Raw genomic sequence first — 26,321 nt, 5'->3', positions numbered from 1 at the left:
GTCAGAACAGGAAATACCGCTGCGCCATCGGCAGCACCTCGGCCGGCTCGCACCATAGCAACTGGCCGTCGGCCTTGACCTGGTAGTTCTGCGGATCGACCTCGATATTCGGCAGGTAGCCGTTGTGGATCAGGTCGGTCTTCTGCACCTCGCGGCAGCCCTTCACCACGCCAATCTGCTTTTGCAAACCGAGCTGCTGCGGCACCCCGGCGTCGAGCGCTGCCTGGCTGATGAAGGTGATGCTGGTGGCATGGCGGCTGCCACCATAGCTGGCGAACATCGGCCGGTAGTGCACCGGCTGTGGCGTCGGGATCGAGGCGTTGGCATCGCCCATCAGGCTGGCGGCAATCGCTCCGCCCTTGAGAATCAGCGTCGGCTTGACGCCGAAGAAGGCCGGGCGCCAGAGCACCAGGTCGGCCCACTTGCCCACTTCGATGGAGCCCACCTCATGGCTGATGCCGTGGGTGATGGCCGGGTTGATGGTGTATTTGGCGATGTAGCGCTTGGCGCGGAAGTTGTCGTTGCCTGGCACGTCCTCGGGCAGCGGGCCGCGCTGCTGCTTCATCTTGTCGGCGGTCTGCCAGGTGCGGGTGATCACTTCGCCGACGCGGCCCATGGCCTGGCTGTCGGAGCTGATCATGGAAAACGCGCCGAGGTCATGCAGGATGTCTTCGGCGGCGATGGTTTCGCGGCGAATACGGCTCTCGGCGAAGGCCACGTCCTCAGCGATGCTTGGGTCGAGGTGGTGGCAGACCATGAGCATGTCCAGGTGCTCGTCGATGGTGTTCTTGGTGAACGGGCGCGTCGGGTTGGTCGAGGACGGCAGCACGTTGGGGAAACCGCAGGCCTTGATGATGTCCGGCGCATGGCCGCCGCCGGCACCCTCGGTGTGGTAGGTGTGGATGGTGCGGCCCTTGAATGCGCCGAGGGTGGTTTCGACGAAGCCGGACTCGTTCAGCGTGTCGGTGTGGATCGCCACCTGCACGTCGTATTCGTCGGCGACCGACAGGCAGTTGTCGATGGCTGCCGGGGTGGTGCCCCAGTCCTCGTGCAGCTTGAGGCCGATGGCGCCGGCTTTGACCTGTTCGATCAAGGGCTCGGGCAGCGAGGCGTTGCCCTTGCCGGTAAAGCCCAGGTTCATCGGGAAGGCATCGGCGGCCTGCAGCATGCGCGCCATATGCCACGGCCCGGAGGTGCAGGTGGTGGCGTTGGTGCCGGTGGCCGGCCCGGTGCCGCCACCGATCATGGTGGTGACGCCGCTCATCAGCGCCTCTTCGATCTGCTGCGGGCAGATGAAGTGGATGTGGGTGTCGATGCCGCCAGCGGTAAGGATCATGCCTTCGCCGGCGATCACCTCGGTGCCCGCGCCGATGGCGATGGTCACGTCCGGCTGGATATCCGGGTTGCCGGCCTTGCCGATGGCGGCGATACGGCCGTCCTTGAGACCGACGTCGGCTTTGACGATGCCCCAGTGGTCGATGATCAGGGCGTTGGTGATCAGGGTGTCGACCACATCGGCGGCGCACAACTGGCCCTGGCCCATGCCGTCGCGGATCACCTTGCCGCCGCCGAACTTCACTTCTTCGCCATAGGTGGTGAAGTCCTGCTCGACCTCGATCCACAGCTCGGTATCGGCCAGGCGCACCTTGTCGCCAACGGTGGGGCCGAACATGTCGGCGTAGGCTTGGCGGGAAATCTTCATTGGAAGTCCTCGTAGGGTGCGCTATGCGCACCGTTGCTATCTGTGTCGTTGCTGGTGCGCACGGCGCACCCTACGGGTTATAGAGCGCCCATCACCCGGCCGGCGAAACCGAACACCCGACGTGCGCCAGCCAGATCGACCAGCTCCACCTCACGGCTTTGCCCTGGCTCGAAGCGCACGGCGGTACCAGCGGGGATGTTCAGGCGCATACCGCGCGCGGCGGCGCGGTCGAACAGCAGGGCGTCGTTGGTTTCGAAGAAGTGGTAGTGCGAGCCGACCTGGATCGGTCGGTCACCGCTGTTGGCCACGGACAGGGTCAGGGTGCGGCGGCCGGCATTGAGCTCGATCTCGCCGTCGGCAATCTGGTATTCGCCGGGAATCATGGGGTGCTCACTCCAGAATCAGTTGCATGAAGGTCAGATCCAGCCAGCGGCCGAACTTGCGGCCGACCTGGGGCATCTGCCCGGTTGTGACGAAACCAAGGCGCTGGTGCAGGCGGATGGAGGCGGCGTTTTCCGACTCGATGGCGGCGACCATGACGTGCAGGTTGGTGGCGCGGGCGTGTTCGATCAGTGCCTGCATCAGCGCCGGGCCCAGGCCCTGGCCGCGCTGGTCGGCGCGCACGTAGACCGAGTGCTCGACGGTCTGGCGAAAGCCTTCGATGGTGCGCCAGGTGCCATAGCTGGCGTAGCCGAGCACTTCACCGGACGCGTCCCGTGCCACCAGCACCGGAAAGCCCGCTGCGGTGCGTTCGGCCAGCCAGGCACGGCGGTTGGCCAGGTCCACCAGGGTCTTGTTCCAGATCGCCGTGGTGTGTTGCACCGCGTCGTTGTAGATGGCCAGGATGCCGGGCAGGTCGGCTTCGCTGGCATTCGCTATTTCGTTGCTCATGGCTTATGCAATCGGCTGGTGAACGGTCACCAGTTTGGTGCCGTCAGGAAAGGTGGCTTCGATCTGGATCTCCGGGATCATCTCCGGCACGCCCTCCATCACCTGATCGCGGGCCAGTAGGGTGGTGCCGAAGTGCATCAACTCGGCCACGGTTCGGCCGTCGCGTGCGCCTTCGAGCAGGGCGGCGGAGATGTAGGCCATGGCCTCCGGGTAGTTCAGCTTCACCCCGCGCGCCAGGCGGCGCTCGGCCACCAGGCCGGCGGTGAAGATCAGCAGCTTGTCTTTTTCTCTTGGGGACAAATCCATGACGGCTCCAGTCGTGGAGCGGGCAAGGCTCTGCCTTGTCCGCAATGGTGCTTCGGTCGCCTGGTGGAGCGCGGCGTGCGCTGTTCCACTCTGGCGTAGCTGTACTGCAGTTCGTAGGGGCCAGCTTGCCGGCGATTAGACCTCTGCTGATCGCCGGTAAGCCAACTCCTACCTGTGTGTTGTGCTCATGTACTCCAGATTCGCGGGGGCGCCGCCTCACGCCCCAGCAGCGCCGGGCGCAGCAGGCGCCAGAGGGCGATCAGCCAGGCGCGGGCCTTGAGTGCTTCACTGGCCAGGCAGCGCGCGACCAAAAGGCCCGCGAGCTGGCTGAGGTCACCACGCACACCTTCAATGGTCAACTCGCGGCAGCGCTCCAGTAGCTCGGCATCCAGCTCGCCGCTGACCAGCAGCGTGGCGAATACCGGCTGGCCGTCGAGGCCGATGGGCGAGTCGAGCAGGCCGTCGTCACCGGTTACGCGCTGGCGCTCGTGCCAGAGCAGTTTGCCGTCACGGCGGATATCCAGCGCGGCCTGGAAGTGGCCGCTGGCAAAGCGCTCGCCAGCAGCGGGGCGGCCGAGGGCGACGATGTCCCAGTAGAACAGGCGGGCGTCGCCATGCAGGTCGATCTGCGTGTGCAGTTCGGCCTGGGCGCCGGCATAGATGATGGTTTCCTGTGGTAGCCATTCCAGGGTGGCGCCGGCGTCGACGCGCAGGCGCAGATCCTGATGGGCCACGCCCGCGGCGCGGTACCATTTGGCTGCACCTGGGCTGGTGAGCTGCACCCATGTGTTTTCGCCGGCATGGGCGCTGATGTCCAAACGGTCGCCGCCAGCGATGCCGCCGGGCGGATGAACGATGATGTGCTGGCAGACTTCCGGCCCTTCTGCGTACAGGTGTTTCTGCACTCTAAGCGGGCCAAGGTGACGCCTCTGCACCGGCGTGGTGCGTTCGCCGTGGCGCGCGTAGGCCAGCTCCAGCTCGGCAGGCCAGCTTGGCGTGAACAGGGCAGCAGGCAGATTCATATTGAGGCAGCGGTTCCGCAGGATAGTTGACCGAGTGGGCAAGCAAGAGGCGTGCCCTGAACCAATTCGGTGCGTATTAGCGCATAGCTGCAGACGTGGCCAGTCACAAGTCTGCATCTGGCTCTGCCTGACCGCGCCTGGGCAGTTCTAGAGTCGGGCATCGATTCGCTCGGAGCGCTCATGTTCATCTTTATCGCCTTCGCCGCCGGCCTGGTGCGCGGCTACAGCGGCTTCGGTTTTGCCATGCTGATGGCGCTCGGACTGATGCTGCGACTGCCTCCAGCCGAGGCAGTGCCGGTGGCGCTGATTCTCGACGTGGCCTGCAGCGTGACGCTGTGGCCGGCGGCGATGCGCGCCGTTCATGGGCGCGTGCTGGGACGCCTGTTGATGGGCATGCTGCTGGCGGTGCCGCTGGGCGCCTGGCTGCTGCAGTGGCTGCCTGCTCACATCATGGCGCCGCTGGTGGCTGTGCTGTGTTTGAGCGGGGGCGTGCTGGTGTTATGGCGGCCGTCCGTGGCCACGCCGGTGAGCCAGGGCATGGCTTGGTTGGCTGGGCTGGCATCAGGGCTGGCGACTACCATGGCTTCGGCCGGCGGCCCGCCCTTGATGATCTACCTGTTGCGCAGCGGTTTGGACGCGCGCCAGTTACGCGGCACAGCGGTGCTGTTCTTCCTCGCCAGCAGTGGCGCTGCGCTGATCGGGTTAGGCGTCGCGGGTGTGCTGAGCGGAGAACAATGGCGACTGGCGCTGGAGCTGGCATTGCCGGCGTTGGCCGGTAACCTGCTCGGCCAGTGGCTGCATCCACGCTGGCAACCCTTGCCGCTGCGGGTGCTGGTCGGTGGGCTGCTGGTGCTGTTGTCGCTGGGCAGCCTGCTGAAGGCGATCTGGTAGGGTGCGCCGCGCGCACCGAGAGGTATCCGTTGCTACGCGATCACGGCGGTGCGCACGGCGCACCCTGCGGGCTGTATCCGCGTAGGCAGCCGTTACCTTTGCATGTGTTGGCCGGTGCGTTACCAGGGTTACTGCCGGTGGGGAGTCTGTTACGGGTGTTGTGGTCGTAGGGTGCGCTGTGCGCACCGAGAAGTATCCGTTGCTGCGGGATCACGGCGGTGCGCATGGCGCACCCTGCGGGCGGGTTCGGCGTCGATGACCCGCCCTGCGAGGCGCGTCCTTCAATCGCGGTCGATGGCGAAGGGCGACCAGGCCTGGCGGCTGGGCATGATTTCCAGGCGGTTGATGTTGATGTGGTCCGGCAGGGTGGCGACGTAGAAAATCTGCTCGGCGATATCTTCGGCGGTCAGCGGTGTGGTGCTGCCATACAGCGTGTCGGAAGCGGCCTGGTTGCCCTTGGTGCGCACCAGGGTGAACTCGGTTTCGGCCATGCCCGGTGCGATGTCGGTGACGCGCACGCCGGTGGATACCAGGTCGCAACGCAGGTTGAAGCTGAACTGTTTGACGAAGGCCTTGGTGGCGCCATACACGTGGCCGCCCGGGTAGGGCCATTCGCCGGCCACCGAGCCGATGTTGATGATGCTGGTGCCCTTGCCGATGGCCAGCAGCTTGGGCAGCACCGCGTGGGTGACGTTGACCAGGCCGGTGACGTTGGTGTCGATCATGGTGTGCCAGTCTTCCAGGGCGACCTTTTGCGCGGCCTCCGGGGCCAGTGCCAGGCCAGCGTTGTTGACCAGCACATCGATGCGGTCGAAGGGCGCCTGCAGGCCATCGACCATTGCCTTCACCGCTGCGGCATCGCGCACGTCGAGCGTGGCAATGTGCACCGGCACCTTGTCCTGCAGTTCTGCCTTCAGCTCTTCCAAGCGTTCCAGGCGTCGGCCGCTGAGCACCAGGGCCCAGCCGGCCTCGGCGAAGCGTCGAGCCGTGGCGCGGCCGAAACCAGATGTCGCGCCTGTAATGAATGCCACCTTGCTCATGGATAACCTCGTTTTGCTATCAGGGTTCATGGCCTGCTCCTGCATCCGCTGTCGGGTGCACGTAGAGCAGTCCTATTGGGGCTGGGGCGCCAGTGTAAGGCCTTGGCCGAAAGGCCGCGCTCCACAGCTGGCCGCGGATTCATGCGGACAGTTCGAGAAACTTACGCACGCGTTCGGTTTCCGGGTTGGTGAAAAACTTCTCCGGCGCGGATTTTTCGATCAGCAGGCCCTTCTCCAGGAACACCACCTGATCCGACACCGCGCGGGCGAACTCCATTTCGTGGGTGACCACGATCATGGTGTAGCCCTCGCTGGAAAGGTTCTTCATCACGGTCAGCACTTCGCCGACCCGCTCCGGGTCGAGTGCCGAGGTCGGTTCGTCGAACAGGATCACCTCCGGGCTCATGGCCAGGGCGCGGGCAATCGCCACGCGCTGCTTCTGCCCGCCGGAGAGGGTGTAGGGAAAGGCCTCGGCCTTCTCCTGCATGCCGACCTTGTCCAGCAGGGTCTGGGCGATGGCGCGGGCCTCGTCCTTGCGCATCTTCTTCACCTGCATCGGTGCTTCCATGACGTTCTGCAGCACGTTCAGGTGCGGCCACAGGTTGAAGCTCTGGAACACCATACCGGTTCTGGCGCGGATCGCCGCCAGGTCGCGGTTGTTCATGCGCTTGCCCTGGGCGTCGACGCCGATGCGCTGGCCGGCGATATGAATGCTGCCGCGATCCGGCTCCTCGAGCCAGTTGATGCAGCGTAGCAGAGTGGATTTGCCCGAGCCGGACGAGCCCAGCACGCTGACCACCTCGCCCTTGTTCACGGTCAGCGAGATGTCGCGCAGTACCTCGACGCCGTCGAAGCTCTTGGAAAGATTGTCGATCTGTACCGCAGGTGCCTCAGGCATGTTCGAAACCTCGTTTGGCGCCGAACCGGCTCGCCCACTTGAGCGCCAGTTCCAGGCAGATGCTGATGATCCAGTACAGGGCGATGACCACGATGAACGCCTCGGTGGGGATGAAGTAGGTGGCCTGTACCGAGTTGGCCGCGGCGGTCAGTTCCTGCACGGTGATGATGGTGAGAAAGGCGGTGTCCTTGAGTGCGTAGATCAGCTGATTGCCGAGCAGCGGGCGGGTGCGGATCACCAGTTGCGGCAGGATGATCCGCCAGTACAGGCGAGCGGGGCGAAAGCCATGCGCCTTGGCCGCCTCGACCTGGCCGAGGGGCAGCACCAGGCGCGCACCGCGCAGGATCTCGGCGAAGTACGCCGCGTGATAGATGGCCAGCGCCACCAGGCCCGCGCCCCAGGCGCTGGGCTTGATGCCAAGTGCCGGTAGGCCGTAGTAGAGCAGGTAGGCCAGCACCAGGAAGGGCAGCATGCGCATCAGGTTGATCGCCCCGCGCAACAGCGTCGACAGCCAGGTGCGGCCCTCCAGCAGGTAGACGCTGAAGCAGCCGATGACGAAGGCTGCCAGCACCGACAGGACGAACAAGATCAGCGTGTTGAGTGCGCCGCTGAGGAAGGCGTCGCGCGCCTCCCAGATGATGCTCCATTCGGTCATGGTCGCGTCCTCACATGGCCAGTCGGTTGGCTTTTTTCTCGGCGATGGCCTGCACCTTGAGCAGCACGCCGATGATCAGCATGTACAGCAGGGCAGCGGCGAGAATCGGTGGCAGCGGCTCGTAGGTCACGGCGCTGATGCGGTTGGTCACGCGGGTCAGGTCGACGATGCCGATTACCGCGATGGCCGGGCTGCTCTTGATCAGGAAGGACATCTCGTTGACCAGGCCGGGCAGGCTGCTGGTGACCATCTGCGGCAGCATGATGCGGCGAAAGAACACGCCATTGGTCATGCCGCAGGCCAAGGCCGCTTCCTTCTGCTCGCGGGAGAAGCTGATGAAGGCCGCGCGCCACACCTCTGCGTTGAAGGCCGCGGTGTTCAGGGTGAGGGCGAGGATCGCTGCCGTGTTGCGATCCATGGCCAGGCCGAAGGTCGGTGCCGAGAGGAAGATGAACAGCACCAGGGTGACCAGCGGTGTGGCGCGAGCCAGGCTGACGTAGAGCACCAGCGCTTGCTCCACGAAGGGAATGCGCGCCATGCGCAGCAGGGCGATGCCCAGGCCGATGATCACGCCAAGGGCAATGGCGATCGAGGAGATCCACAGAGTCGTCCAGGCGCCTTCGAGCAGCAATAACCAGGCTTGTCCGTTCATGTCGGGCTCCAGGGAAAGGGATGGGGTGTTGTAAGCAAGGTCAGGGCCAGAGCTGGCCCTGATAGACGGCAGTGCGTTGGCGATAAGCATGTAGGGTGCGCCGTGTGCACCGAGGCGCTTGCACCATTGACGCTGGTGCGCGGCGCACCCTACGAGGCCATGTCAGAGACCTGGCCCCGGCCCGCTGTCACATGCCGGCCAGTTCGTGGAACTGCTCGACCGTGGTGATCGGCTCCTTGGGCATGGCCGGGAAGGCTTCGCCGAACCACTTGCTCTGCAGCTCGGCCAGGCGACCGCTGTCGCGCACTTCGGTCATGAAGCCGGTGAGAAATTCCAGCAGCTCGGGGCTGCTCTTCGGTACCGGCCAGGCGGCGAAACCATCACCGGACACGGCGATGCCCTTGGCGAAGGTATCGCCACGGGTCTTGACCAGGTCGTTGACCGAAATCAGCGCGTTGATCACGTAGTCCAGGCGACCGTTGGCCAGGTCGGCGTAGGCCTCCGGGTAGGACGGGTATTCGGTGACCTTGCCGATCTTGCAACCTTCGGCCTCCATCATCTTCTTCAGCTCCGGCAGGCGCGCGAGCAGAGCGCTGCCTGCCTGCAGGCCGACGGTCTTGCCACACAGGCTGGCGATATCGCTGAGGCTGTCATCGCCTGCGCGCTTGACGTAGAAGTGCTGCGCCGAGGCGAAGGGCGGGGCGAAGTTGAACACGCGCAGGCGGTCATCGGTGACCAGGGCGCCGGTGAAGGCCATGTCGTACTGGCCGGACGACACCGAGGCGAGCAGACCGGTCCAGGGCAGAATTTCCTGCTTCACGTCGAAGCCCTGCGCCTTGGCGTAGGCCTTGAGATCCTCCAGCAGTTCCTTGTGGAAGCCCTCCGGCTTGCCGTCGACGATGAAGTTGAACGGCGCGTAGTCGTCCTCGGTGGCGACGGTCATCACGCCCTTGGCCTTGATATCGTCGAGGTCGGCGTGGGCGCTCAGTGAGGCGCCGACCAGGCAACTGGCCAGGGCCAGCTTGCGCAGCAGGCCGAAGGGTTTGAAATCGGTGTTCGATGGCTTCATGGGCGTGCTCCAGGGATGTCGACAGGCCGCTCAGCGGCGGTTTCGTTTTCACCTTAGAGAGGCCCGGCAAGGCGGAGATAGGGGCAGTTCCGGCCTTTGTTCTGGCCAGCGACAGTGGCGCGCTACTTGCTACATCACAGGGTTGTTTGGCTGCTGGAGGGCGCCATGATCGATCACTTCTACCACCTCGATTTCGACCGTCAGCGCGGCCTTCAGGAGCAGCTTCGCGAGTCGCTGGTGTCGGCCATTCTCGGCGGCGGCTTCCCGGCCGACGAGCCGCTGCCGTCGTGTCGCAAGCTGTCCCAGCAGTTGTCGGTCTCGCGCAACACCGTGGCGCTGGTGTACGAGAGCCTGCTCGACAACGGCTACCTGGTCAGCCGCCCGCGCAGTGGTTACTACCTGCACCCCGATTACTGCGGGCAGACCGATGCCGTATTGCGCATGACGCCGCTGCGAAAACCGGAACCGTCCGATGACAGCAGCGCCGCCACTGCCCCGGATTGGGCCGCGCGCTTTCGTATGCAGCCCAGTTTGAAGCACGGCGTGCTGCGCCCGAGCAACTGGAGCCGCTTCACCTACCCCTTCATCTACGGTCAGCCGATCAGCGAACTGTTCCCACTGGAGCGCTGGCGCGAGGTGTCGCGCAAGAACCTCAGCGGTGAGCGCGACCAGCTGTGGTTGGGCGACCGTTTCGACCGTGACGATGAGCAGCTGATCGAGCAGCTGCGCACCCGCGTGCTGCCCAAGCGCGGCATCTGGGCGCGCGCCGACGAGATCCTGGTAACCCTCGGTTCGCAGAACGCGCTGTACTTGCTGGCCAGCCTGCTGATGGCGCGCGGGGTGCGTGTTGGCATGGAGAACCCTGGCTTTCGCGATGCGGCGAGCATCTTCGACATTCACGGCGCCAAGGTGCACCTGCAGGATGTCGACGATCAGGGCCTAGTGGTGGACCGGCGTCTGGATGACTGCCAATACCTCTACGTAACGCCGGGGCACCAGGTGCCCACCGGCGTGGCGATGAGCGCGGCACGGCGTGAACAACTGCTGCGGCAGATTCGCGAGCACGACCAGGTGCTGATCGAGGACGACTACGACGCCGAATTCAATCTCGACAACCACCCGCTGCCAGCGCTCAAGGCCAGCGACAGTAGTGGCCGGGTGATCTACCTGAGCAGCCTGTCCAAGGCCTTCTCGCCGGGGCTGAGGATCGGCTACATGGTCGCCGACGCCGAACTAATCGACGAACTGCGCGCTCTGCGCCGGCTGATGTACCGCCACCCGCCGCTGAACAACCAGCGCATGCTCGCCGACTTCCTCGCCCAAGGGCATTACGACGCACACCTGCGGCGCTTTCGCGAGGAACATTGCCGCCGCCGCGAGCTGCTCTACCAGGCGCTGCGCAGCGACCTGAGCGACTGCCAGCCGATGGGCAGCCCGGGTGCCAGCGCCTGTTGGCTGGCCGCGCCACGCGGTGTCGATACCCAGCGCCTGGCCTGGGCTGCGGCGCAGCAGAGCGTGCTGATCGAATCCGGCGCGCAGTTCTTCCTTGGTGATGGCGAGGCGCCGAAGAATTTCATGCGACTGGGTTTTCACGCCATCGATGCCGAACGCATTCGGCCGGGCGTGCAGAAGCTGGGGGAGGTGCTGGCGGAGTTGTGAAATGCGGTCGCGGCTAAAGCCCCTCCCACAAATGCTCCGTGACGCTGTGGGGGGGCTTTAGCCGCGACGGTTATCAGCCAAAGCGCGGCGCGAACAGGGCGAACACCTCGTCGAAGATCGCCAGCGCCTCGTTTACCTGCGCGGCGCTGACGATGCACGGCGGCACCACATGGATGCGGTTCTCCACCACGAAGCTGAGCAGCCCGCGCGCGGTCAGCGCCGCCTTCATTTCCTGCATCACCGCTGCCGGCATCGGCGTCTTCTTCTGCACGTCGCTGACGAATTCCAGTGCCCAGAACAGGCCGACGCCACGCGCCTCGCCGATCATCGGGTAGCGTTCGGCCAGTTTCTTCAGGCCCGGGCCGAGCACCTGGGCGCCGATGTCCCGGGCATTCTCCACCATGCCTTCTTCGCTCATCGCATCCAGCGTGGCGACGATGGCGGCCATGGCCAGCGGGTGCCCAGAATAGGTCAGCCCGCCGGGGAAGAAGTGGTTGTCGAAGTGCTCGCAGATCGGCTTGGAAATCATCACCCCGCCGGCCGGGACGTAGCCGGAGTTGACGCCCTTGGCGAAGACGATCAGATCCGGCACCACGTCGAAATGTTCCAGCGCCAGCCAACTGCCGGTGCGGCCGAAACCGGCCATCACTTCATCGAGGATGAGCATGATGCCGAACTCGTCGGCCAGCTTGCGCACGCCCTGCATATAGCCTTTCGGCGGTACCAGAATGCCTGCGGTGCCGGGAATGCTCTCCAGCAGGATAGCGGCGATGGCGCCCGGCCCCTCACATTCGATGACCCGGCGCAGGTGCTGCAGGGCACGCGCGCATTCTTCTTCTTCGTTCGCCGCATTGAACTCGGTGCGATACAGGTAGGGATTGAAAAAGTGCACATGGCCACGGGCGTACTCATTGGGCACGCGGCGTGGGTCGCCGGTGGCGACGATGGCCGCGCCGGTGCTGCCGTGGTACGAGCGGTAGGCGGAGAGGATCTTGTCGCGACCGGTGTACAGGCGCGCCATGCGCATGGCGTTCTCGTTGGCATCGGCCCCGGCGTTGGTGAAGAACACCTTGGAGAAACCGGCCGGCGCGCGGGCGAGGATGCGCTTGGCCGCTTCGCCACGCATCAGGTTGGCGGTGGCCGGGGCGATGGTCACCAGGCTGCCGGCCTGTTCCTGGATGGCGGCGATGACCTTCGGGTGCAGGTGGCCGATATTGGTGTTGACCAGTTGGCTGCTGAAGTCGAGGTAGCGTTTGCCGTCGTAGTCCCACAGCGTGCAGCCCTCGCCGCCGGCAATCACCAGCGGGTTGAGGGCGCCCTGGGTCGACCAGGAATGGAAGACGTGCTGGCGATCCAGATCGTGGACGTACTGGTTGCTGATCGGTGTGCTCATGATGACCTCGGGCTGGTCGTTGCGGATGGCTGCACCATAGGAACAAAGCGGCCGTGTGCCGTAGGGCCAGATGCCGGAAGTGGCTGGGTCAGCGTGTCTGGCTCGCCGACATCGGGCAACTGTCCCTAGGCGCTTGGTGTGCACAGGCTAGGCTGGAGGCATCCGTTTTCAGGAGTGAAACCATGGCCCACGCATTCGAAATCAACACCGCCCCGCTGGCGTCCACAGAGGGCCTGAACAGCCCCGAGATCGCCCAAGCGCGTATCGACCTGGCCGCCTGCTTTCGCATGGCGGCACGGCTCGGCATGGGCGAAGGCATCTGCAATCACTTTTCCGTGGTGGTGCCGGGGCGGCCCGAGTTGTTTCTGGTCAATCCTTATGGCCTGGCCTTCGCCGAGGTCACGGCGTCATCGTTGTTGATCTGCGATTTCGATGGTCACGTGGTGCTGGGCGAGGGCCGCCCGGAGGCCACGGCGTTCTTTATCCACGCCCAGCTGCACCGTCTCAACCCGCGTGCCACGGCAGCCTTTCACACCCATATGCCCAACGCCACGGCGCTGTGCATGCTGGAGGGCGAGCCCTTCGTCTGGGCCGGGCAGACCGCGCTGAAGTTCTACGAGCGCCTGGCAGTGGATGAGGATTACCAGGGTCTGGCGCTGAACTATGCCGAAGGCGAGCGCATCGCCCGTGCGGCAGGTGATGCCGATGTGGTGATGCTGAAGAACCATGGCCCGTTGGTGTTGGGGCCGAGCATTGCCGAAGCCTGGGACGACCTCTACTACCTGGAGCGCGCCGCCGAGGTGCAGCTCAAGGCCATGGCCAGCGGTCGGCCGCTGAAGGCCGTGGCACCGGCGATTGCCAGTGCCGCCTGCCGGCAGATGCAGCAAGGCAACGCCGAAAGCGCGCATCTGCATCTTGAGAGCGTGAAACGCCAGTTGCTGCGTGAGGGATCGGATTTCGCTGAGTAGGACGGCGACGTCCTGTGGGAGGCGCTTTAGCGGTGACTGAGGCGGTTACCGAATCGCGGCTAAAGCCCCTCCCACAAGGAGGATCAGGACGTAGGGTGGATGACGTTTTTCATCCACCATTGCATCGCAGAGTGGTGGACGGATGAAGCATCGTCCACCCTGCGAGGCTGGTCAGATCGCCACCAACCCGCGTACACCTTCGGTTTCCATGTTCTCGCCACGGCCTTGCTGGACGATCTCGCCACGGCTCATCACCAGGTACTGGTCGGCCAGCTCGGCGGCGAAGTCGTAGAACTGCTCCACCAGCAGGATGGCCATGTCGCCGCGAGCGGCGAGCTTCTTGATCACCACGCTGATCTCCTTGATCACCGAGGGTTGGATGCCTTCGGTGGGCTCGTCGAGGATCAGCAGGCGCGGCTGGCTGGCCAGCGCGCGACCGATGGCCAACTGTTGTTGCTGGCCGCCGGACAGGTCACCACCACGGCGATGCTTCATCTCGCGCAGCACCGGGAACAGCTCGTAGATGAATTCCGGCACGGCCTTGGCCTGGCTGCCGGGAAAACGTGACAGGCCCATCAGCAGGTTCTCTTCCACGGTCAGGCGGCCGAAGATTTCGCGTCCCTGTGGCACGTAGGCGATGCCGGCGTGCACTCGTTGGTGGGGTTTGAAGCCGGTGATGGCCTTACCTTCCCATTGCACGCTGCCGTCCTTGGCCGGAATCAGGCCCATCAGGCATTTGAGCAGGGTGGTCTTGCCCACGCCGTTGCGGCCGAGCAGGCAGGTGACTTCGCCGACCTTCACGTCGAACGACAGGCCACGGAGGATGTGGCTGCCGCCGTAATACTGGTGGAGTTGTTGGACTTGCAGCATATCGATGTCCTTTAGCATGCGGTGCGCACGGCGCACCCTACGGAGCGCCAGCCTTCTCCCCTCTCCCGCTTGCGGGAGAGGGGCCGGGGGAGAGGGGCTTTTCAGCGCCCCAGATAAACCTCGATCACCCGCTCGTCGTTCTGCACCTGTTCCAGCGAGCCTTCGGCCAGCACGCTGCCCTGGTGCAACACGGTGACGTGGTCGGCGATGGAGCCGACGAAGCCCATGTCGTGCTCCACCACCATCAATGAGTGCTTGCGTGCCAGTGACTTGAACAGCTCGGCGGTGAACTCGGTCTCGGCATCGGTCATGCCCGCCACCGGCTCGTCGAGCAGTAGCAGGTGCGGCTCCTGCATCAGCAGCATGCCGATCTCCAGGAACTGCTTCTGACCGTGGGAGAGCAAGCCAGCCGGGCGGTTGCGCGAGGCTTCCAGGCGGATGGTGGTCAGCACTTCCTCGATGCGGTCCTGCTGCTCGCCGCTGAGCCGGGCGCGCAAGCTGGCCCACACCGACTTGTTGGTCTTCTGCGCCAGCTCCAGGTTCTCGAACACCGTCAGCGCTTCGAACACCGTGGGTTTCTGGAACTTGCGACCGATGCCGGCCTGGGCGATCTGCACTTCGCTCATGGCGGTCAGGTCGTACTGTTCGCCGAAGTAGGCGACGCCGCTGTCCGGGCGGGTCTTGCCGGTGATCACGTCCATCATGGTGGTCTTGCCGGCGCCGTTGGGGCCGATGATGCAGCGCAGCTCACCGACGCCGATGTACAGGGTCAGGTTGGTCAGCGCCTTGAAGCCATCGAAGCTGACGTTGATGTCTTCCAGGGTGAGGATGGTGCCGTGACGGACGTTGACGCCCTTGCCGACGTTCTTGCCGGTGTCCAGCGCCAGGCCGGTGGGGTCGAAAGCGGCTTCGAGCATGGTTTCAGGTACCGGAGTGGCTTTCATTGATCCTTCTCCTTGCGCAGCAGGCCAACCACGCCTCGTGGCAGGAACAGGGTGACGACGATGAATAGCGCACCGAGGGCGAACAGCCAGTATTCCGGGAAGGCCACGGTGAACCAGCTCTTCATGCCGTTGACCAGGCCGGCGCCAAGCAGCGGGCCGATCAGCGTGCCGCGACCGCCCAGGGCGACCCACACGGCGGCTTCGATGGACTGCGTCGGTGCCATTTCGCTGGGGTTGATGATGCCCACCTGCGGCACGTACAGCGCGCCGGCCAGGCCGCACAGCACCGCGCTCAGCACCCAGATGAACAGCTTGTAACCGCGTGGGTCGTAACCGCAGAACATCAGGCGGTTCTCGGCGTCACGCAGGGCCGTGAGCACGCGGCCAAACTTGCTGCGTGCCAGGCGAAAGCCCAGGTACAGGCTGCCCACCAGCAACACCACGGTGGCGAAGAACAGCGCGGCGCGAGTGCTCTGCGCGGTGATGTCGAAGCCGAGGATGCGGGTGAAGCCGGTAAAGCCGTTGTTGCCGCCGAAGCCGGTTTCGTTGCGGAAGAACAGGAGCATGCCGGCGAAGGTCAGCGCCTGGGTCATGATCGAGAAGTACACGCCCTTGATCCGCGAGCGGAAGGCGAAGAAGCCGAACACCAGGGCCAGCAGGCCGGGCGCCAGCACCACCAGGCACATCGCCCAGAGGAAGCTAGAGGTGCCGTACCAGTACCAGGGCAATTCGCTCCAGGCGAGGAAGCTCATGAACGCTGGCAGGCCGTCACCCGCCGACTGGCGCATCAGGTACATGCCCATGGCGTAGCCGCCGAGGGCGAAGAACAGGCCGTGGCCCAGCGACAGCATGCCGGCGTAGCCCCAGACCAGATCCAGCGCCAGGGCGACGATGGCGTAGCAGAGGATCTTGCCCACCAGGGTCAGCGAATAGGCCGAGACGTGCAGGGCGTGATCACCCGGCAACAGGTGCAACAGCGGCATGGCGAGCAGCACGGCCAGTACCAGCAGGCCGATGGCGATGGATACCTGCGGGCCGAGCTTGGCGCTGGCGCGGGCCAGCAACGTTTGATTGAGTGGCATGGTCATCAGTCGATCACCCGTCCTTTGAGAGCGAAGAGGCCTTGCGGGCGTTTCTGGATGAACAGAATGATCAGCGCGAGGATGAGGATCTTGCCGAGTACGGCGCCGATCTGCGGTTCGAGGAACTTGTTCACCACGCCCAGGCCGAAGGCAGCCAGTACGCTACCGGCCAGTTGGCCGACGCCGCCGAGCACCACCACCAGGAAGGAGTCGATGATGTAGCTCTGGCCGAGGTCCGGGCCGACGTTACCGATCTGGCTCAGGGCCACGCCGCCGAGGCCGGCGATGCCCGAACCGAGGCCGAAGGCCAGCATGTCCACGCGCCCGGTGGGCACGCCGCAGCAGGCGGCCATGTTGCGGTTCTGGGTTACCGCGCGCACGTTCAGGCCCAGGCGCGTCTTGTTCAGCAGCAGCCAGGTCAGGACCACGACGAACAAGGCGAAGCCGATGATGACGATGCGGTTGTACGGCAGCACCAGGTTCGGCAGCACCTGCATGCCGCCAGACAGCCAAGCCGGGTTGGCCACTTCGACGTTCTGCGCGCCGAAGGTGACGCGTACCAGCTGGATCAGGATCAGGCTGATGCCCCAGGTGGCCAGCAGGGTTTCCAGCGGGCGACCGTAGAGATGGCGGATCACCGTGCGTTCCAGGGCCATGCCGATGCAGGCGGTGACCAGGAAGGCGATCGGCAGCGCGGCCAGCGGGTAGAGCGTGAGGTATTCGGGGGCCAGGCGCTGGAAACTCAGCTGCACCACGTAGGTGGTGTAAGCGCCGAGCATCAGCATTTCGCCGTGGGCCATGTTGATCACCCCGAGCAGACCGAAGGTGATGGCCAGACCGAGGGCGGCGAGCAGCAGGATCGAACCCAGCGACAGGCCGCTGAAGGCCTGGCCGAGCAGTTCGCCGATCAGCAGTTTGTTTTTCACCTGGGCCAGGCTCTGTTCGGCGGCGGCGCGCACGGCGGTATCGCTTTCTTCACCATCGAGCAGGCTTTGCAGACGCGTACGGGCCTGCGGGTCGCCGGTCTTGCCCAGGCGCTCCACGGCAGCCAGGCGTACGGCTGGGTCGCTGGCCTCCAGCTGCAGGTTGGCCAGGGCCAGCGTCAGCGCGTCCCGTACGTTTTCGTCGGCCTCGGCGCTCACGCGGCTTTCCAGCAGTGCCAGCAAGGCAGGCGGCGTATTGCGCTGCAGCTGCTTGGCGGCGGCCAGACGCGCAGCGACATCGTGTTCGAGCAACTGATGGCTGGCCACGGCGAAAGCGATCAGACCGCGCAGGCGGTTGTTCAGGCGCAGTTTGCGCGGCGTGCCATTGGCCTCGGCTGAGCCATCGGCAGCTTGCCAGGTGCCGTTCTGTTCGATGAAGGCGCGTTTGTCGGCATCGCTGCCGACGTGGCCTTGCTGCAGGGCTTGCAGCAGGGGCATGCGCTCAGGGCTGGGCGCGGCGGCCCAGTTCTGCAGCAGTTTGGCCTGTTTGCTGGCGCTGGCAGCGACGAAGTCGTCGGCCTCGCCAGCCTGCGCCGCCAGTGGCAGCAACAGCAGCAGGCTCAGGAGAATTCGGGTAAGGGCAGTGGGCATAAGGGTGTCCTTGGCGTAGCCCGGATGAAGTCCGGGGCGAGCTTCCCGGATTGCATCCGGGCTACGGCGACCCTCTCTCCCGGCCCCTCTCCCGCAAGCGGGAGAGGGGAGACAAGCGACTCGGTGTGTCGTTGAAACACCGTACTGGTCCCCTCTCACCCCTTTCTTTCTATGGAGAGGGGGAGAGGGCTGGGCGAGAGGGGCTTTTGCCTTAGTTCGACTTCACCGGGGTATCGGCTTTCTTGTCGTTACCCTCGATGTACGGGCTCCACGGCTGAGCGCGGATCGGGCCGTCGGTTTCCCAGACCACGGAGAACTGACCGTCATCCTGGATCTCACCGATCATTACCGGCTTGTGCAGGTGGTGGTTCTTCTCGTCCATCTTCAGGGTGAAGCCGCTCGGTGCCGCGAACTCCTGGCCAGCCATGGCTTCACGCACCTTGTCGACGTCGGTGGTGCCGGCTTTCTCGACGGCCTGCGCCCACATGTGGATGCCCACGTAGGTGGCTTCCATCGGGTCGTTGGTCACCACGGTGTCGGCGTTCGGCAGTTTCTTGGCCTTGGCGTAGGCCTTCCAGTCGGCGACGAACTTCTCGTTGACCGGGTTCTCCACGGACTGGAAGTAGTTCCAGGCCGCCAGGTGGCCAACCAGCGGCTTGGTGTCGATGCCGCGCAGTTCTTCTTCACCCACGGAGAAGGCCACCACCGGCACTTCGGTGGCTTCCAGGCCCTGGTTGGCCAGTTCCTTGTAGAACGGCACGTTGGAGTCGCCATTCACGGTGGAAACCACAGCAGTCTTGCCGCCAGCGGAGAACTTCTTGATGTTGGCGACGATGGTTTGATAGTCGCTATGACCGAAGGGGGTGTAGACCTCTTCGATGTCCTTGTCGGCAATGCCCTTGCTGTTGAGGAAGGCGCGCAGGATCTTGTTGGTGGTGCGCGGGTAGACGTAGTCGGTGCCGAGCAGGAAGAAGCGCTTGGCGGCGCCGCCGTCTTCGCTGAGCAGGTATTCCACCGCCGGGATGGCCTGCTGGTTTGGCGCCGCACCGGTGTAGAACACGTTCGGCGACATTTCTTCGCCTTCGTACTGCACCGGGTAGAACAGCAGGCCGTTGAGCTCTTCATAGACCGGCAGCACGGATTTGCGCGACACCGAGGTCCAGCAACCGAAGGTCACCGCGACCTTGTCCTGGGTCAGCAGCTGGCGGCCACGCTCGGCGAACAGCGGCCAGTTGGAGGCCGGGTCGACCACTACGGCTTCCAGTTGCTTGCCGAGCACGCCGCCCTTGGCGTTGATCTCGTCGATGGTCATCAGCGCCATGTCTTTCAGCGAAGTTTCTGAGATGGCCATGGTGCCGGACAGTGAGTGCAGGACGCCGACCTTGATGGTCTCGGCGGCCTGGATGGACCAGCTCAGGCCCATGGCGGCGATGGAAGCGGAAAGGGTAAAGGCCTTGATCAGGCTGCGACGTTGCATGGTGCGATCTCCATTCACAATTGTGAGTAAGTGGACAGCGTTGTTATTGGTGGCAGTGATTCAAAGGTCATACCGTCACCCTTGCGCCGGCAGTGCCCGTTGTCGGGCGCTGTGCAGCATGTGCAGGGTGATCTTGCGCACTTCCGCTTTGCTGACCTCTATGTGGGTCTTGAGCAATAGCTGTGCCTCTTCGCAGCGACGCGACAGGATCGCGCCGAGGATGCGTGCGTGTTCCTCGTAGGTGAGCTCCACGCGCGGCTCCTGGGTGAAGTCCAGGCGCCTGATAATTCGGATCTTTTCGCTGACTTCGGCGTGCAGGCGAGCCATCTCGCGGTTGCCGGCGGCCTCCACCAGTTGGCAGTGAAAACGCTCGTCCAGACGCGAGACTTCGCGGCCGTCCTGCAGGCGCTGCTCGGGTTGCACCATCCAGGTGCGACGCAACTGTTCCAGTGCATCCGGCAGCTCTTCATTGGGGCGCTCGCACAGGCGCTTGACCGCCTCCAGTTCGAGGACGATCCGCACCTCGTAGAGCTCCTCGAAATGGGCGAAATCGAACGGCTTGACCTGCCAGCCGCTGCGGAAATACACCTCCAGGTAGCCCTCGCGCTCCAGGCGATACAGCGCCTGGCGCACCGGCGTGCGGCTGGCGGCCATGCGCTCGGCGATCTCGCCCTCGCTGAAGCGATCACCGGGCAGCAGGCGAAACTCGAAGATGTCGTCCTTGAGCTGCAGGTAGATGCGCTCGGCGAGATTCTCCGGGCGCTCCTTGCCGCGCTTGGCCGGGCTGACCAGTTGCATCTCAGGCCGCCTCGTTCGGGGTCAGCAGGAGCAGGGTATCGCCCGGCGTCACCGCCTTGCCGGGGGCACAGCGCAGCGACTTGACCGTGCCGGCCACCGGCGCGGTCACCGCCAGCTCCATCTTCATCGCCTCGACCACCAGCAGCGGCGTGCCGGCCGCCACATATTGGCCGGGCTCGACCAGCACCTTCCACACGCTGCCGCTCATCTCGGCGGCGACCAGATGGCCGTCCAGATCGGCGTCGTCGTCAGTCATGGCGCTCAGCGCTTGTGCGGCGCTCGGATCGTCGTCCTTCCACAGCTCGACCTCGGCGTCGAAGGCGGCTTTCTGTTGGCTCTGGAAGGCTTCGATATCGGCGGCGTTGTCGGCGATGAAATGGTTGTAGGCGGCGAAGTCGAACTCACTTTTCTCGATGCGAATCTGCGCGCGGCCCTCGCGGAAGGCTTCGCGGAATTCATCCAGCTCGGCCTCGCTGACCGGATAGAAGCGCACCTGGTCGAAGAAGCGCAGCAGCCAGGGCTGGCCGTTCTCGAACTGGGCGTTCTTCACGTACTTGTTCCAGATCGGCAGGGTGCGACCGACCAGTTGATAACCGCCGGGCGAGTCCATGCCGTAGATGCACATGTACATACCGCCGATGCCCACAGTGCCCTCGGCAGTGAAGGTGCGCGCCGGGTTGTACTTGGAACTGAGCAGGCGATGGCGCGGGTCCAGCGGCACGGCGCAGGGCGCGTCGAGGTAGACGTCGCCGAGGCCGAGGATCAGATAGCTGGCGTCGAACAGGATGTCGCGAACTTCCTCGCGGCTTTCCAGGCCATTGGCGCGCTGGATGAAGTCGACGTTGTTCGGCAGCCAGGGCGCCTCGCTGCGTACGGTTTCGCGGTAGCGTTCGACGGCGGCCAGCGTTGCGCTGTCCTCGAAGGCCATGGGCAGATGGACGATGCGGGTCGGCACCTTGAGCTCGGCGACATCACCGAGCTGGCGCTCCAGGCGCAGCAGGTGGTCGAGCAGGGTGCGCTGGTGCAGCACGCGGCTGTCGTAGCGCAGTTGCAGCGAACGCACGCCGGGAGCGAGCTCTTCCAGGCCGCGCAGCGGCTCGGCCTTGAGTGCCTCCATCAGCAGATGCACGCGCAGTCGCAGCGCCAGATCCAGCACGTTGTCGCCGTATTCCAGCAGGATATAGGCGTCGCCGGCCTGGCGATACACCGCCCGCGGGCGGCTGCCATCGGCCGGCAGCTCGGCCAGCACGGTGGCGGAAACGGTGTTATCAGGTTGCAGCGACGGTGCCGGCAGGGTCACCGCGCTGATCGCCGCCAGTGCTTCGATGCTGCCCAGTTGCGCCTGTTCCAGGCTCTGCGCCTGCTGGAAACCGATGGGGTGAAAGCGCAGCTTGTCGCCAGGCTTGACCTGACCGACCTTCCACAGCTCGGCCTTGGCGATGGTCACCGGGCAGACGAAACCGCCGAGGCTGGGGCCGTCCTTGGTCAGGATCACCGGGAAGTCGCCGGTGAAGTTGATCGCACCGATGGCGTATTCGCAGTCATGCACGTTGGACGGATGCAGGCCGGCTTCGCCGCCGTCGGCCCGCGCCCAGCTCGGTTTCGGGCCGCTCAGGCGCACGCCGAGGCGGTTGGAGTTGTAGTGCACTTCCCACTCTGCAGCGAAGAATTCCTCGATGGCGTCAGCGGTGAAGAAGTCCGGCGCGCCGTGCGGGCCATAGAGCACGCCGATGTTCCAGGTGCTGCCGTAGCTGGGGATCAGGCTCGGGTGAGCCGCCTGCGGCGGGGCGACTGGCGCAGGCGTGGTGCAGGCCGGCAACTCGGGCTGGGAGATGGCCAGCATGTCGGCGGTACGCAGGGTGCGCCCGGCATGCCCGCCGAACTGGCCGAGGGCGAAGGTGGAGCGGCTGCCCAGGTACAGCGGCACGTCCAGGCCATTGCGCACGGCCAGATAAGTGCGGCAGCCGCTGACGGCGCGGCCCAGCTTGAGCACCTGGCCGGCCTTGACCGCGACTGGCTGCCAGTAGGCAACCGGCGCATCGTCCAGGGTGGCCGGGCAGTCGGCGCCGGTCAGGGCGATCAGCGCGTCGCTGTGAAAGCGCAGCGTCGGGCCTTGCAGGGTAAATTCCAGGCCGGCGGCCTCGGCCGCGTTGCCGACGATACGGTTGGCCAGGCGGAAGGCGAAATCATCCATCGGCCCGGACGGCGGCACGCCGATATCCCAGTAACCGAGGCGACCAGGATAGTCCTGCACGCTGGAGTAGGTGCCCGGCTCCAGCACTTCGATGACGCTGGCCTTGAAGGTGAAGCTGTCGAGCAGGCGCGTCCACACTTCGCCCTTGGCGAAGCGTTCGTCGGCCACCACCTGGCGCAGGTAGTCGAGGTTGCTGGCGATGCCGTGCAGGCGGGTTTCGCCCAGGGCTTTCTGCAGCTTGGCGATGGCTTCGTCACGAGTAGCCGCGTGGACGATCAGCTTGGCGATCATCGGGTCGTAGAAGGCCGAAACCTCGCTGCCGGTGCTGACCCAGCCGTCGACACGCACATCGTCCGGGAAATGCACATCGGTGAGCACGCCCGGGCTGGGCTGGAAGTTCTTCAGCGGGTCTTCGGCGTAGATCCGCACTTCGATGGCGGCGCCTTGCGGGGCGCGGTTCAGCACGGGCCAGTCCAGCGCATCGCCTGCGGCCACGCGCAGCATGCACTCGATCAGATCGAGACCGGTGACCATTTCGGTGACTGGGTGCTCGACCTGCAGGCGGGTGTTCACTTCGAGGAAGTAGAAGTCGTCGCGGGCGGCGTCATAGATGAACTCCACGGTGCCGGCGCTGCGGTATTTAACCGACTCGCCCAACTGCACGGCTGCGGCGTGCAAGCGTTCGCGGGTGGCCTGCGGCAGGTTCGGCGCCGGGGTTTCCTCGACCACCTTCTGGTTGCGCCGCTGCAGCGAGCAGTCGCGCTCGCCGAGGGCGGCGACGCGGCCCTGGCCGTCGCCGAAAATCTGTACCTCGACGTGGCGCGCCTGATCGACGAAACGCTCGAGGAACACCCCGGCATCGCTGAAAAACTGCTCGCCCATGCGCTTGACGCTTTCATAGGCGCTTTCCAGCGCGGCGGCGTCGCTGCAGCGGGTCAGGCCGATGCCGCCACCGCCTGCGGTAGTCTTGAGCATCACCGGGTAGCCGATGCTCTCGGCGGCGCTCAGCGCTTCTTCCAGACTTTGCAGCAGGCCGGTGCCCGGCGCCATTGGCACCTGGGCCTGGGCGGCCAATTCGCGGGCTCTGTGCTTGAGGCCGAACTCGCGAATCTGCTCGCCGGTTGGGCCAACGAAGGCAATGCCGGCTGCTTCACAGGCATCGGCGAACTCGGCGCTTTCCGAGAGAAAGCCGTAGCCGGGGTAGATCGCCTGGGCGCCGGTTTCCTGCGCAGCGGCGAGAATCTTGTCGATACGCAGATAGCTGTCAGCCGGCTTGTCGCCGCCCAGGGCGATGGCGATATCGGCGTCGCGTACGTGCTGGGCATTGCGGTCGGCGTCGGAGTAGACGGCCACGCTTTTCACGCCCAGGCGCTTGAGCGTGCGGATGGCGCGGACGGCGATCTCGCCACGGTTGGCGATCAGGACTGTTTCAAACATGGCGGTTCTCCGTGGCGAGATCGCCGTGACGGGCTACGCCCGTCCGGCACTTTGACTTCGTCGCTGCGCCGCTGCGCGGCTGGTCGCCACGGTTGGCGATCAGTACGGTATGGAACATTGGGCTATCCCTTCCTCAGTTCTTGGCGGCGTGTAGGCTGGCGATATAGGCGCGCCAGCCACCAAAGCTGGTGATGTCACGCGCGCCATTCAGTGCGTAGGGCTCGCAGATAAAGCCCTTGACCCAGCGTCCGTCGGCCAACTCCAGGTTGCCGATACCGAGCGGTGGCGGGATCTCGGCGACGAACTCGCCGAAGCGCGCCTGCGGTACGTCCCACAGCTCGACGATGATCGCCGCGCCGTCCTCGGTGACCCGTGCCAGGCCCGGCTTGGGCGGCACGGTGCCGGGCAGGGCGTAAAGGCGATAGCTGGAAGTGCTGGTGGTCTGCTCCACCAACACGGCATCGCGACTGGTGAGCTGGAAGTTCAGCGGCATACCGGTGAGGTGTGCGCCGACCACGGCGACACGGATGCAGCCGGGTGCCGGTTTGTCGCTCGTTGCTTGAGCCGGGAGCGGCTTGCCGGTGGCGCCCAGCGGCAGGTCGACAGTCTGCTGCCAACGCTGGCCGAAGGCGGCCAGTGCCTGGTCATGCCAGGCCGGGGCGAGCAGGGTGATGCCGGCTGGCAGACCGTCGTCACGCAGACCGGCCGGCACGGCGAGGGCGGCCAGGTCGGCGAGGTTGGTGAAATTGGTGTAGGTGCCGAACTGGCTGTTGAACAGCACCGGTTCGGCCTCCATCTCGGCCAGGGTGCGGATGGTTGGCGAAGTCGGCACCACCATGGCGTCGAAGCCGGCCAGGGCGTCGTTGATGACGCGGCTCAGTTCGGCGCGAATGTACTCGGCCTTGTAGGCGTCGCAGGCGCTGTACTTGTGACCGTTGTCGACGATGCCGCGCACCACCGGGTTGATGTGTTCGGGGTTCACGCCTTCCACCGCGACCGTGCGTTCGGCGACCCAGGGGCCGTAGTAAAGCTGCTCGGCCAGTTGCTGGAAGGGGGCGAAATCGATCTCCACCAGCTCGGCGCCCAGTTCGCGCAGTTTGCCCAGTGCCGCCTCATAGACGGCCTGGTTCTGGCTGTCGCCGAAGAACTCGGGGTTGGCCGGCACGGCCAGGTGCGGCTTGGCCGGCATGCCGACCTTGGCGCTGTTCGGGTTCTTGCGGCTGTAGGCGTCGGCGGCGTCATAGCCACCGGCGATATTGGCCACGGTCAGGGCGTCGCTGACGGTCAGGGCGAACACCGAGATGCAGTCGACCGTGCGGCAGGCCGGCACCAGGCCGGTATTGGGCAGCCAGCCCTTGGTCGGCTTGAGCCCGACGATATTGTTGAAGCCTGCCGGTACGCGGCCCGAACCGGCGGTGTCGGTGCCCAGCGAGAAGGGCACCAGACCGCGCGCGACTACGCTGGCCGAACCGGAGCTGGAGCCGCCGCTGACGTAATCGGGGTTGAAGCTGTTGGGCACCGCGCCGTGAGGCGAACGGGTGCCGACCAGGCCGGTGGCGAACTGGTCGAGGTTGGTCTTGCCAATGAGGATGGCGCCGGCGGCGCGCAGGCGCGCGACTACGGTGGCGTCGACTTCGGCGCTGTAGGCGAACTCGGGGCAGGCGGCCGTGGTGGGCCAGCCGGCGGCGTCGATATTGTCCTTGATGGCGAAGGGTACGCCGTACAGCGGCAGCTTGCTCATATCGCCGTTTACACCTTGCAGTGCAGTAGTCAGTGCATCGAGTTGAGCGTCTAGCTGAGCTTCGCTGGTCAGGGCGATCCAGGCGCTGTCATCAGTGCGCAGTTCCAGGCGCAGGGCGTGCAGCAGTTCGGCAGGGGATTGGCCGTCACGGTAGGCCTGTTGCCATTGCGCGAGGGTGAAAGCGATAGGTGCGTTGGACATGCTTCGAGATTCCATCTTGTATCCAAGTTGGAATCGCTAGAGCAATGACGGTGCCAGTTTTGCGAAAGCCTTTATTTTCGGGGATTTCAGGGCAGCGGCAGGGGCTTTGGCGAGAGGCGTTGCACCGAGGTGGGGCTGACCTGCAAGCGAATGGTGCAGGCTCTTCGGCGCTGGCGGTGCGCACAGCGCACCCTACGGTATCGAGAGGGGTAGGGTGCGCCGTGCGCACCGAGGGCTCGAAGCCCGGTGTCTTACGGCACCAGGTAGTTCTTCACCCCGGTGAAGATGATCTGCGCGGCCAGGGCGCAGACGAACAGGCCCATCAAACGGCTGACGATCTGCAGCCCCTGGTCGCCGAGCAGGCGCTCGAACTGGTTGGAAAGGTACAGCACCACGCCCACGGTGAGGCTGGCGAGGAAGATCGCCGCCACGGCCACCAGCTTGTCGTCCCAGTGCGGCTGGCTCGCGCCCATCAGCAGCAGGGCGCCGATGGTGCCGGGGCCAACGGTCAGGGGGATGGTCAGCGGCACGATGGTCACGTCCTGCTGCACGTTGTCTGTCTGCACCGCTGACTTGCCCTGGGCCATGCCGAGGGCGGAGATGAACAGCACCGATCCCGCGCCGATGCGGAAGGCGTCGATGGTGATGCCGAATAGGGTGAAGATGTGTTTGCCGAACAGGTACAGCAGCACGCTGGCGATCAGTGTGGCCAGCGCCACCTTCCAGGCCAGGCGCTTGCGCTCCTTGAGGGTATAACCGCGGCTGAGGCCGATGAAACAGGAGAGGACGAAGAAGGGGCTGTAGAGCACCAGCATCTTCAGGTACAGGCTGAACAACTCGGACGCCATGGTGGCAGG

At 65.1% G+C, this 26,321-nt stretch carries 23 protein-coding genes; 3 read left to right on the top strand and 20 right to left on the bottom strand.

Annotated elements, in window-relative coordinates; genetic code table 11:
* Nucleotide 1 precedes the first annotated feature (1 nt).
* The 5 genes from ureC to BM059_RS01760 form a co-directional block, all read right to left on the bottom strand.
* The gene (gene ureC / locus BM059_RS01780) at nucleotides 2-1,702 is read right to left on the bottom strand and encodes an urease subunit alpha (protein ID WP_074936313.1); all 1,701 of its coding nucleotides are present in this window, start codon (nucleotides 1,700-1,702) and stop codon (nucleotides 2-4) included.
* 77 nt (nucleotides 1,703-1,779) lie between these two features.
* A complete protein-coding gene (locus BM059_RS01775) occupies nucleotides 1,780-2,085 on the bottom strand; it encodes an urease subunit beta (RefSeq protein WP_037005767.1) in 306 nt (101 codons plus the stop codon).
* Nucleotides 2,086-2,092: 7 nt separating this feature from the next.
* A complete protein-coding gene (locus BM059_RS01770; RefSeq protein WP_074936311.1) occupies nucleotides 2,093-2,593 on the bottom strand; it encodes a GNAT family N-acetyltransferase in 501 nt (166 codons plus the stop codon).
* Between the two features lie 3 nt (nucleotides 2,594-2,596).
* Nucleotides 2,597-2,899: an urease subunit gamma gene (gene ureA / locus BM059_RS01765; RefSeq protein WP_037005765.1), complete on the bottom strand. Its 303-nt coding sequence runs from the start codon at nucleotides 2,897-2,899 to the stop codon at nucleotides 2,597-2,599.
* A 185-nt stretch (nucleotides 2,900-3,084) separates the two neighbouring features.
* Entirely contained in the window at nucleotides 3,085-3,921 is an 837-nt protein-coding gene (locus tag BM059_RS01760; protein ID WP_074936309.1) for an urease accessory protein UreD, read from the bottom strand.
* 180 nt (nucleotides 3,922-4,101) lie between these two features.
* Here BM059_RS01760 and BM059_RS01755 point away from each other — a divergent pair, with 180 nt between their 5' ends.
* The gene (locus BM059_RS01755) at nucleotides 4,102-4,812 is read left to right on the top strand and encodes a sulfite exporter TauE/SafE family protein (protein WP_074936307.1); all 711 of its coding nucleotides are present in this window, start codon (nucleotides 4,102-4,104) and stop codon (nucleotides 4,810-4,812) included.
* 281 nt (nucleotides 4,813-5,093) lie between these two features.
* Here BM059_RS01755 and BM059_RS01750 read toward each other — a convergent pair whose 3' ends face one another.
* The 5 genes from BM059_RS01750 to BM059_RS01730 all read right to left on the bottom strand — a co-directional run bounded on the left by BM059_RS01750 (nucleotide 5,094) and on the right by BM059_RS01730 (nucleotide 9,126).
* A complete protein-coding gene (locus BM059_RS01750) occupies nucleotides 5,094-5,852 on the bottom strand; it encodes an SDR family NAD(P)-dependent oxidoreductase (RefSeq protein ID WP_074936305.1) in 759 nt (252 codons plus the stop codon).
* 139 nt (nucleotides 5,853-5,991) lie between these two features.
* Nucleotides 5,992-6,750, bottom strand: coding sequence for an amino acid ABC transporter ATP-binding protein (locus tag BM059_RS01745; protein ID WP_074936304.1), 759 nt, complete (start codon nucleotides 6,748-6,750; stop codon nucleotides 5,992-5,994).
* Complete coding sequence (locus tag BM059_RS01740) at nucleotides 6,743-7,405, bottom strand: amino acid ABC transporter permease (RefSeq protein ID WP_074936302.1); 663 nt, start codon at nucleotides 7,403-7,405, stop codon at nucleotides 6,743-6,745. The genes BM059_RS01745 and BM059_RS01740 overlap by 8 nt, the downstream gene beginning before the upstream one ends.
* 10 nt (nucleotides 7,406-7,415) lie before the next feature.
* Nucleotides 7,416-8,057 carry an amino acid ABC transporter permease gene (locus BM059_RS01735; protein WP_074936301.1) on the bottom strand — a complete coding sequence of 214 codons (642 nt, stop codon included), beginning with the start codon at nucleotides 8,055-8,057 and terminating at the stop codon, nucleotides 7,416-7,418.
* 187 nt (nucleotides 8,058-8,244) lie between these two features.
* Nucleotides 8,245-9,126: a transporter substrate-binding domain-containing protein gene (locus tag BM059_RS01730; RefSeq protein WP_074936300.1), complete on the bottom strand. Its 882-nt coding sequence runs from the start codon at nucleotides 9,124-9,126 to the stop codon at nucleotides 8,245-8,247.
* A 165-nt stretch (nucleotides 9,127-9,291) separates the two neighbouring features.
* Between BM059_RS01730 and pdxR the strand changes: the two genes are divergently transcribed.
* Complete coding sequence (gene pdxR, locus BM059_RS01725) at nucleotides 9,292-10,785, top strand: MocR-like pyridoxine biosynthesis transcription factor PdxR (RefSeq protein WP_074936298.1); 1,494 nt, start codon at nucleotides 9,292-9,294, stop codon at nucleotides 10,783-10,785.
* Nucleotides 10,786-10,858: 73 nt separating this feature from the next.
* Here pdxR and BM059_RS01720 read toward each other — a convergent pair whose 3' ends face one another.
* A complete protein-coding gene (locus tag BM059_RS01720; RefSeq protein WP_074936296.1) occupies nucleotides 10,859-12,178 on the bottom strand; it encodes an aspartate aminotransferase family protein in 1,320 nt (439 codons plus the stop codon).
* Between the two features lie 182 nt (nucleotides 12,179-12,360).
* Between BM059_RS01720 and BM059_RS01715 the strand changes: the two genes are divergently transcribed.
* Nucleotides 12,361-13,146 (top strand): aldolase, encoded by a 786-nt coding sequence (locus BM059_RS01715; protein WP_074936294.1) that lies wholly within the window; start codon nucleotides 12,361-12,363, stop codon nucleotides 13,144-13,146.
* A gap of 171 nt (nucleotides 13,147-13,317) precedes the next feature.
* Here BM059_RS01715 and urtE read toward each other — a convergent pair whose 3' ends face one another.
* The 9 genes from urtE to BM059_RS01670 form a co-directional block, all read right to left on the bottom strand.
* Entirely contained in the window at nucleotides 13,318-14,016 is a 699-nt protein-coding gene (urtE, locus tag BM059_RS01710; protein ID WP_074936292.1) for an urea ABC transporter ATP-binding subunit UrtE, read from the bottom strand.
* 101 nt (nucleotides 14,017-14,117) lie between these two features.
* The gene (urtD, locus tag BM059_RS01705) at nucleotides 14,118-14,960 is read right to left on the bottom strand and encodes an urea ABC transporter ATP-binding protein UrtD (RefSeq protein WP_037005746.1); all 843 of its coding nucleotides are present in this window, start codon (nucleotides 14,958-14,960) and stop codon (nucleotides 14,118-14,120) included.
* On the bottom strand, nucleotides 14,957-16,048 hold the full coding sequence (urtC, locus tag BM059_RS01700) for an urea ABC transporter permease subunit UrtC (RefSeq protein ID WP_074936291.1): 1,092 nt from the start codon (nucleotides 16,046-16,048) through the stop codon (nucleotides 14,957-14,959). Before urtC ends, urtD begins: the two co-directional genes overlap by 4 nt.
* Nucleotides 16,048-17,616, bottom strand: a complete 1,569-nt coding sequence (gene urtB, locus BM059_RS01695; RefSeq protein ID WP_074936289.1) for an urea ABC transporter permease subunit UrtB — start codon at nucleotides 17,614-17,616, stop codon at nucleotides 16,048-16,050. The genes urtC and urtB overlap by 1 nt, the downstream gene beginning before the upstream one ends.
* A gap of 211 nt (nucleotides 17,617-17,827) precedes the next feature.
* Complete coding sequence (urtA, locus tag BM059_RS01690) at nucleotides 17,828-19,093, bottom strand: urea ABC transporter substrate-binding protein (RefSeq protein ID WP_037005742.1); 1,266 nt, start codon at nucleotides 19,091-19,093, stop codon at nucleotides 17,828-17,830.
* A 75-nt stretch (nucleotides 19,094-19,168) separates the two neighbouring features.
* On the bottom strand, nucleotides 19,169-19,891 hold the full coding sequence (locus tag BM059_RS01685) for a GntR family transcriptional regulator (protein ID WP_037005741.1): 723 nt from the start codon (nucleotides 19,889-19,891) through the stop codon (nucleotides 19,169-19,171).
* 1 nt (nucleotide 19,892) lies between these two features.
* Nucleotides 19,893-23,522: an urea carboxylase gene (uca, locus tag BM059_RS01680; protein WP_074936287.1), complete on the bottom strand. Its 3,630-nt coding sequence runs from the start codon at nucleotides 23,520-23,522 to the stop codon at nucleotides 19,893-19,895.
* A gap of 133 nt (nucleotides 23,523-23,655) precedes the next feature.
* Nucleotides 23,656-25,464 (bottom strand): allophanate hydrolase, encoded by a 1,809-nt coding sequence (gene atzF, locus BM059_RS01675; protein ID WP_208606082.1) that lies wholly within the window; start codon nucleotides 25,462-25,464, stop codon nucleotides 23,656-23,658.
* Nucleotides 25,465-25,715: 251 nt separating this feature from the next.
* Complete coding sequence (locus BM059_RS01670; protein ID WP_074936284.1) at nucleotides 25,716-26,312, bottom strand: MarC family protein; 597 nt, start codon at nucleotides 26,310-26,312, stop codon at nucleotides 25,716-25,718.
* Nucleotides 26,313-26,321 lie beyond the last annotated feature (9 nt).

Source organism: Ectopseudomonas composti (assembly GCF_900115475.1).
In the GTDB taxonomy this organism is placed as follows: Bacteria; Pseudomonadota; Gammaproteobacteria; order Pseudomonadales; family Pseudomonadaceae; genus Aquipseudomonas; species Aquipseudomonas composti.
This window is presented reverse-complemented; position numbering and strand designations above follow the sequence as displayed.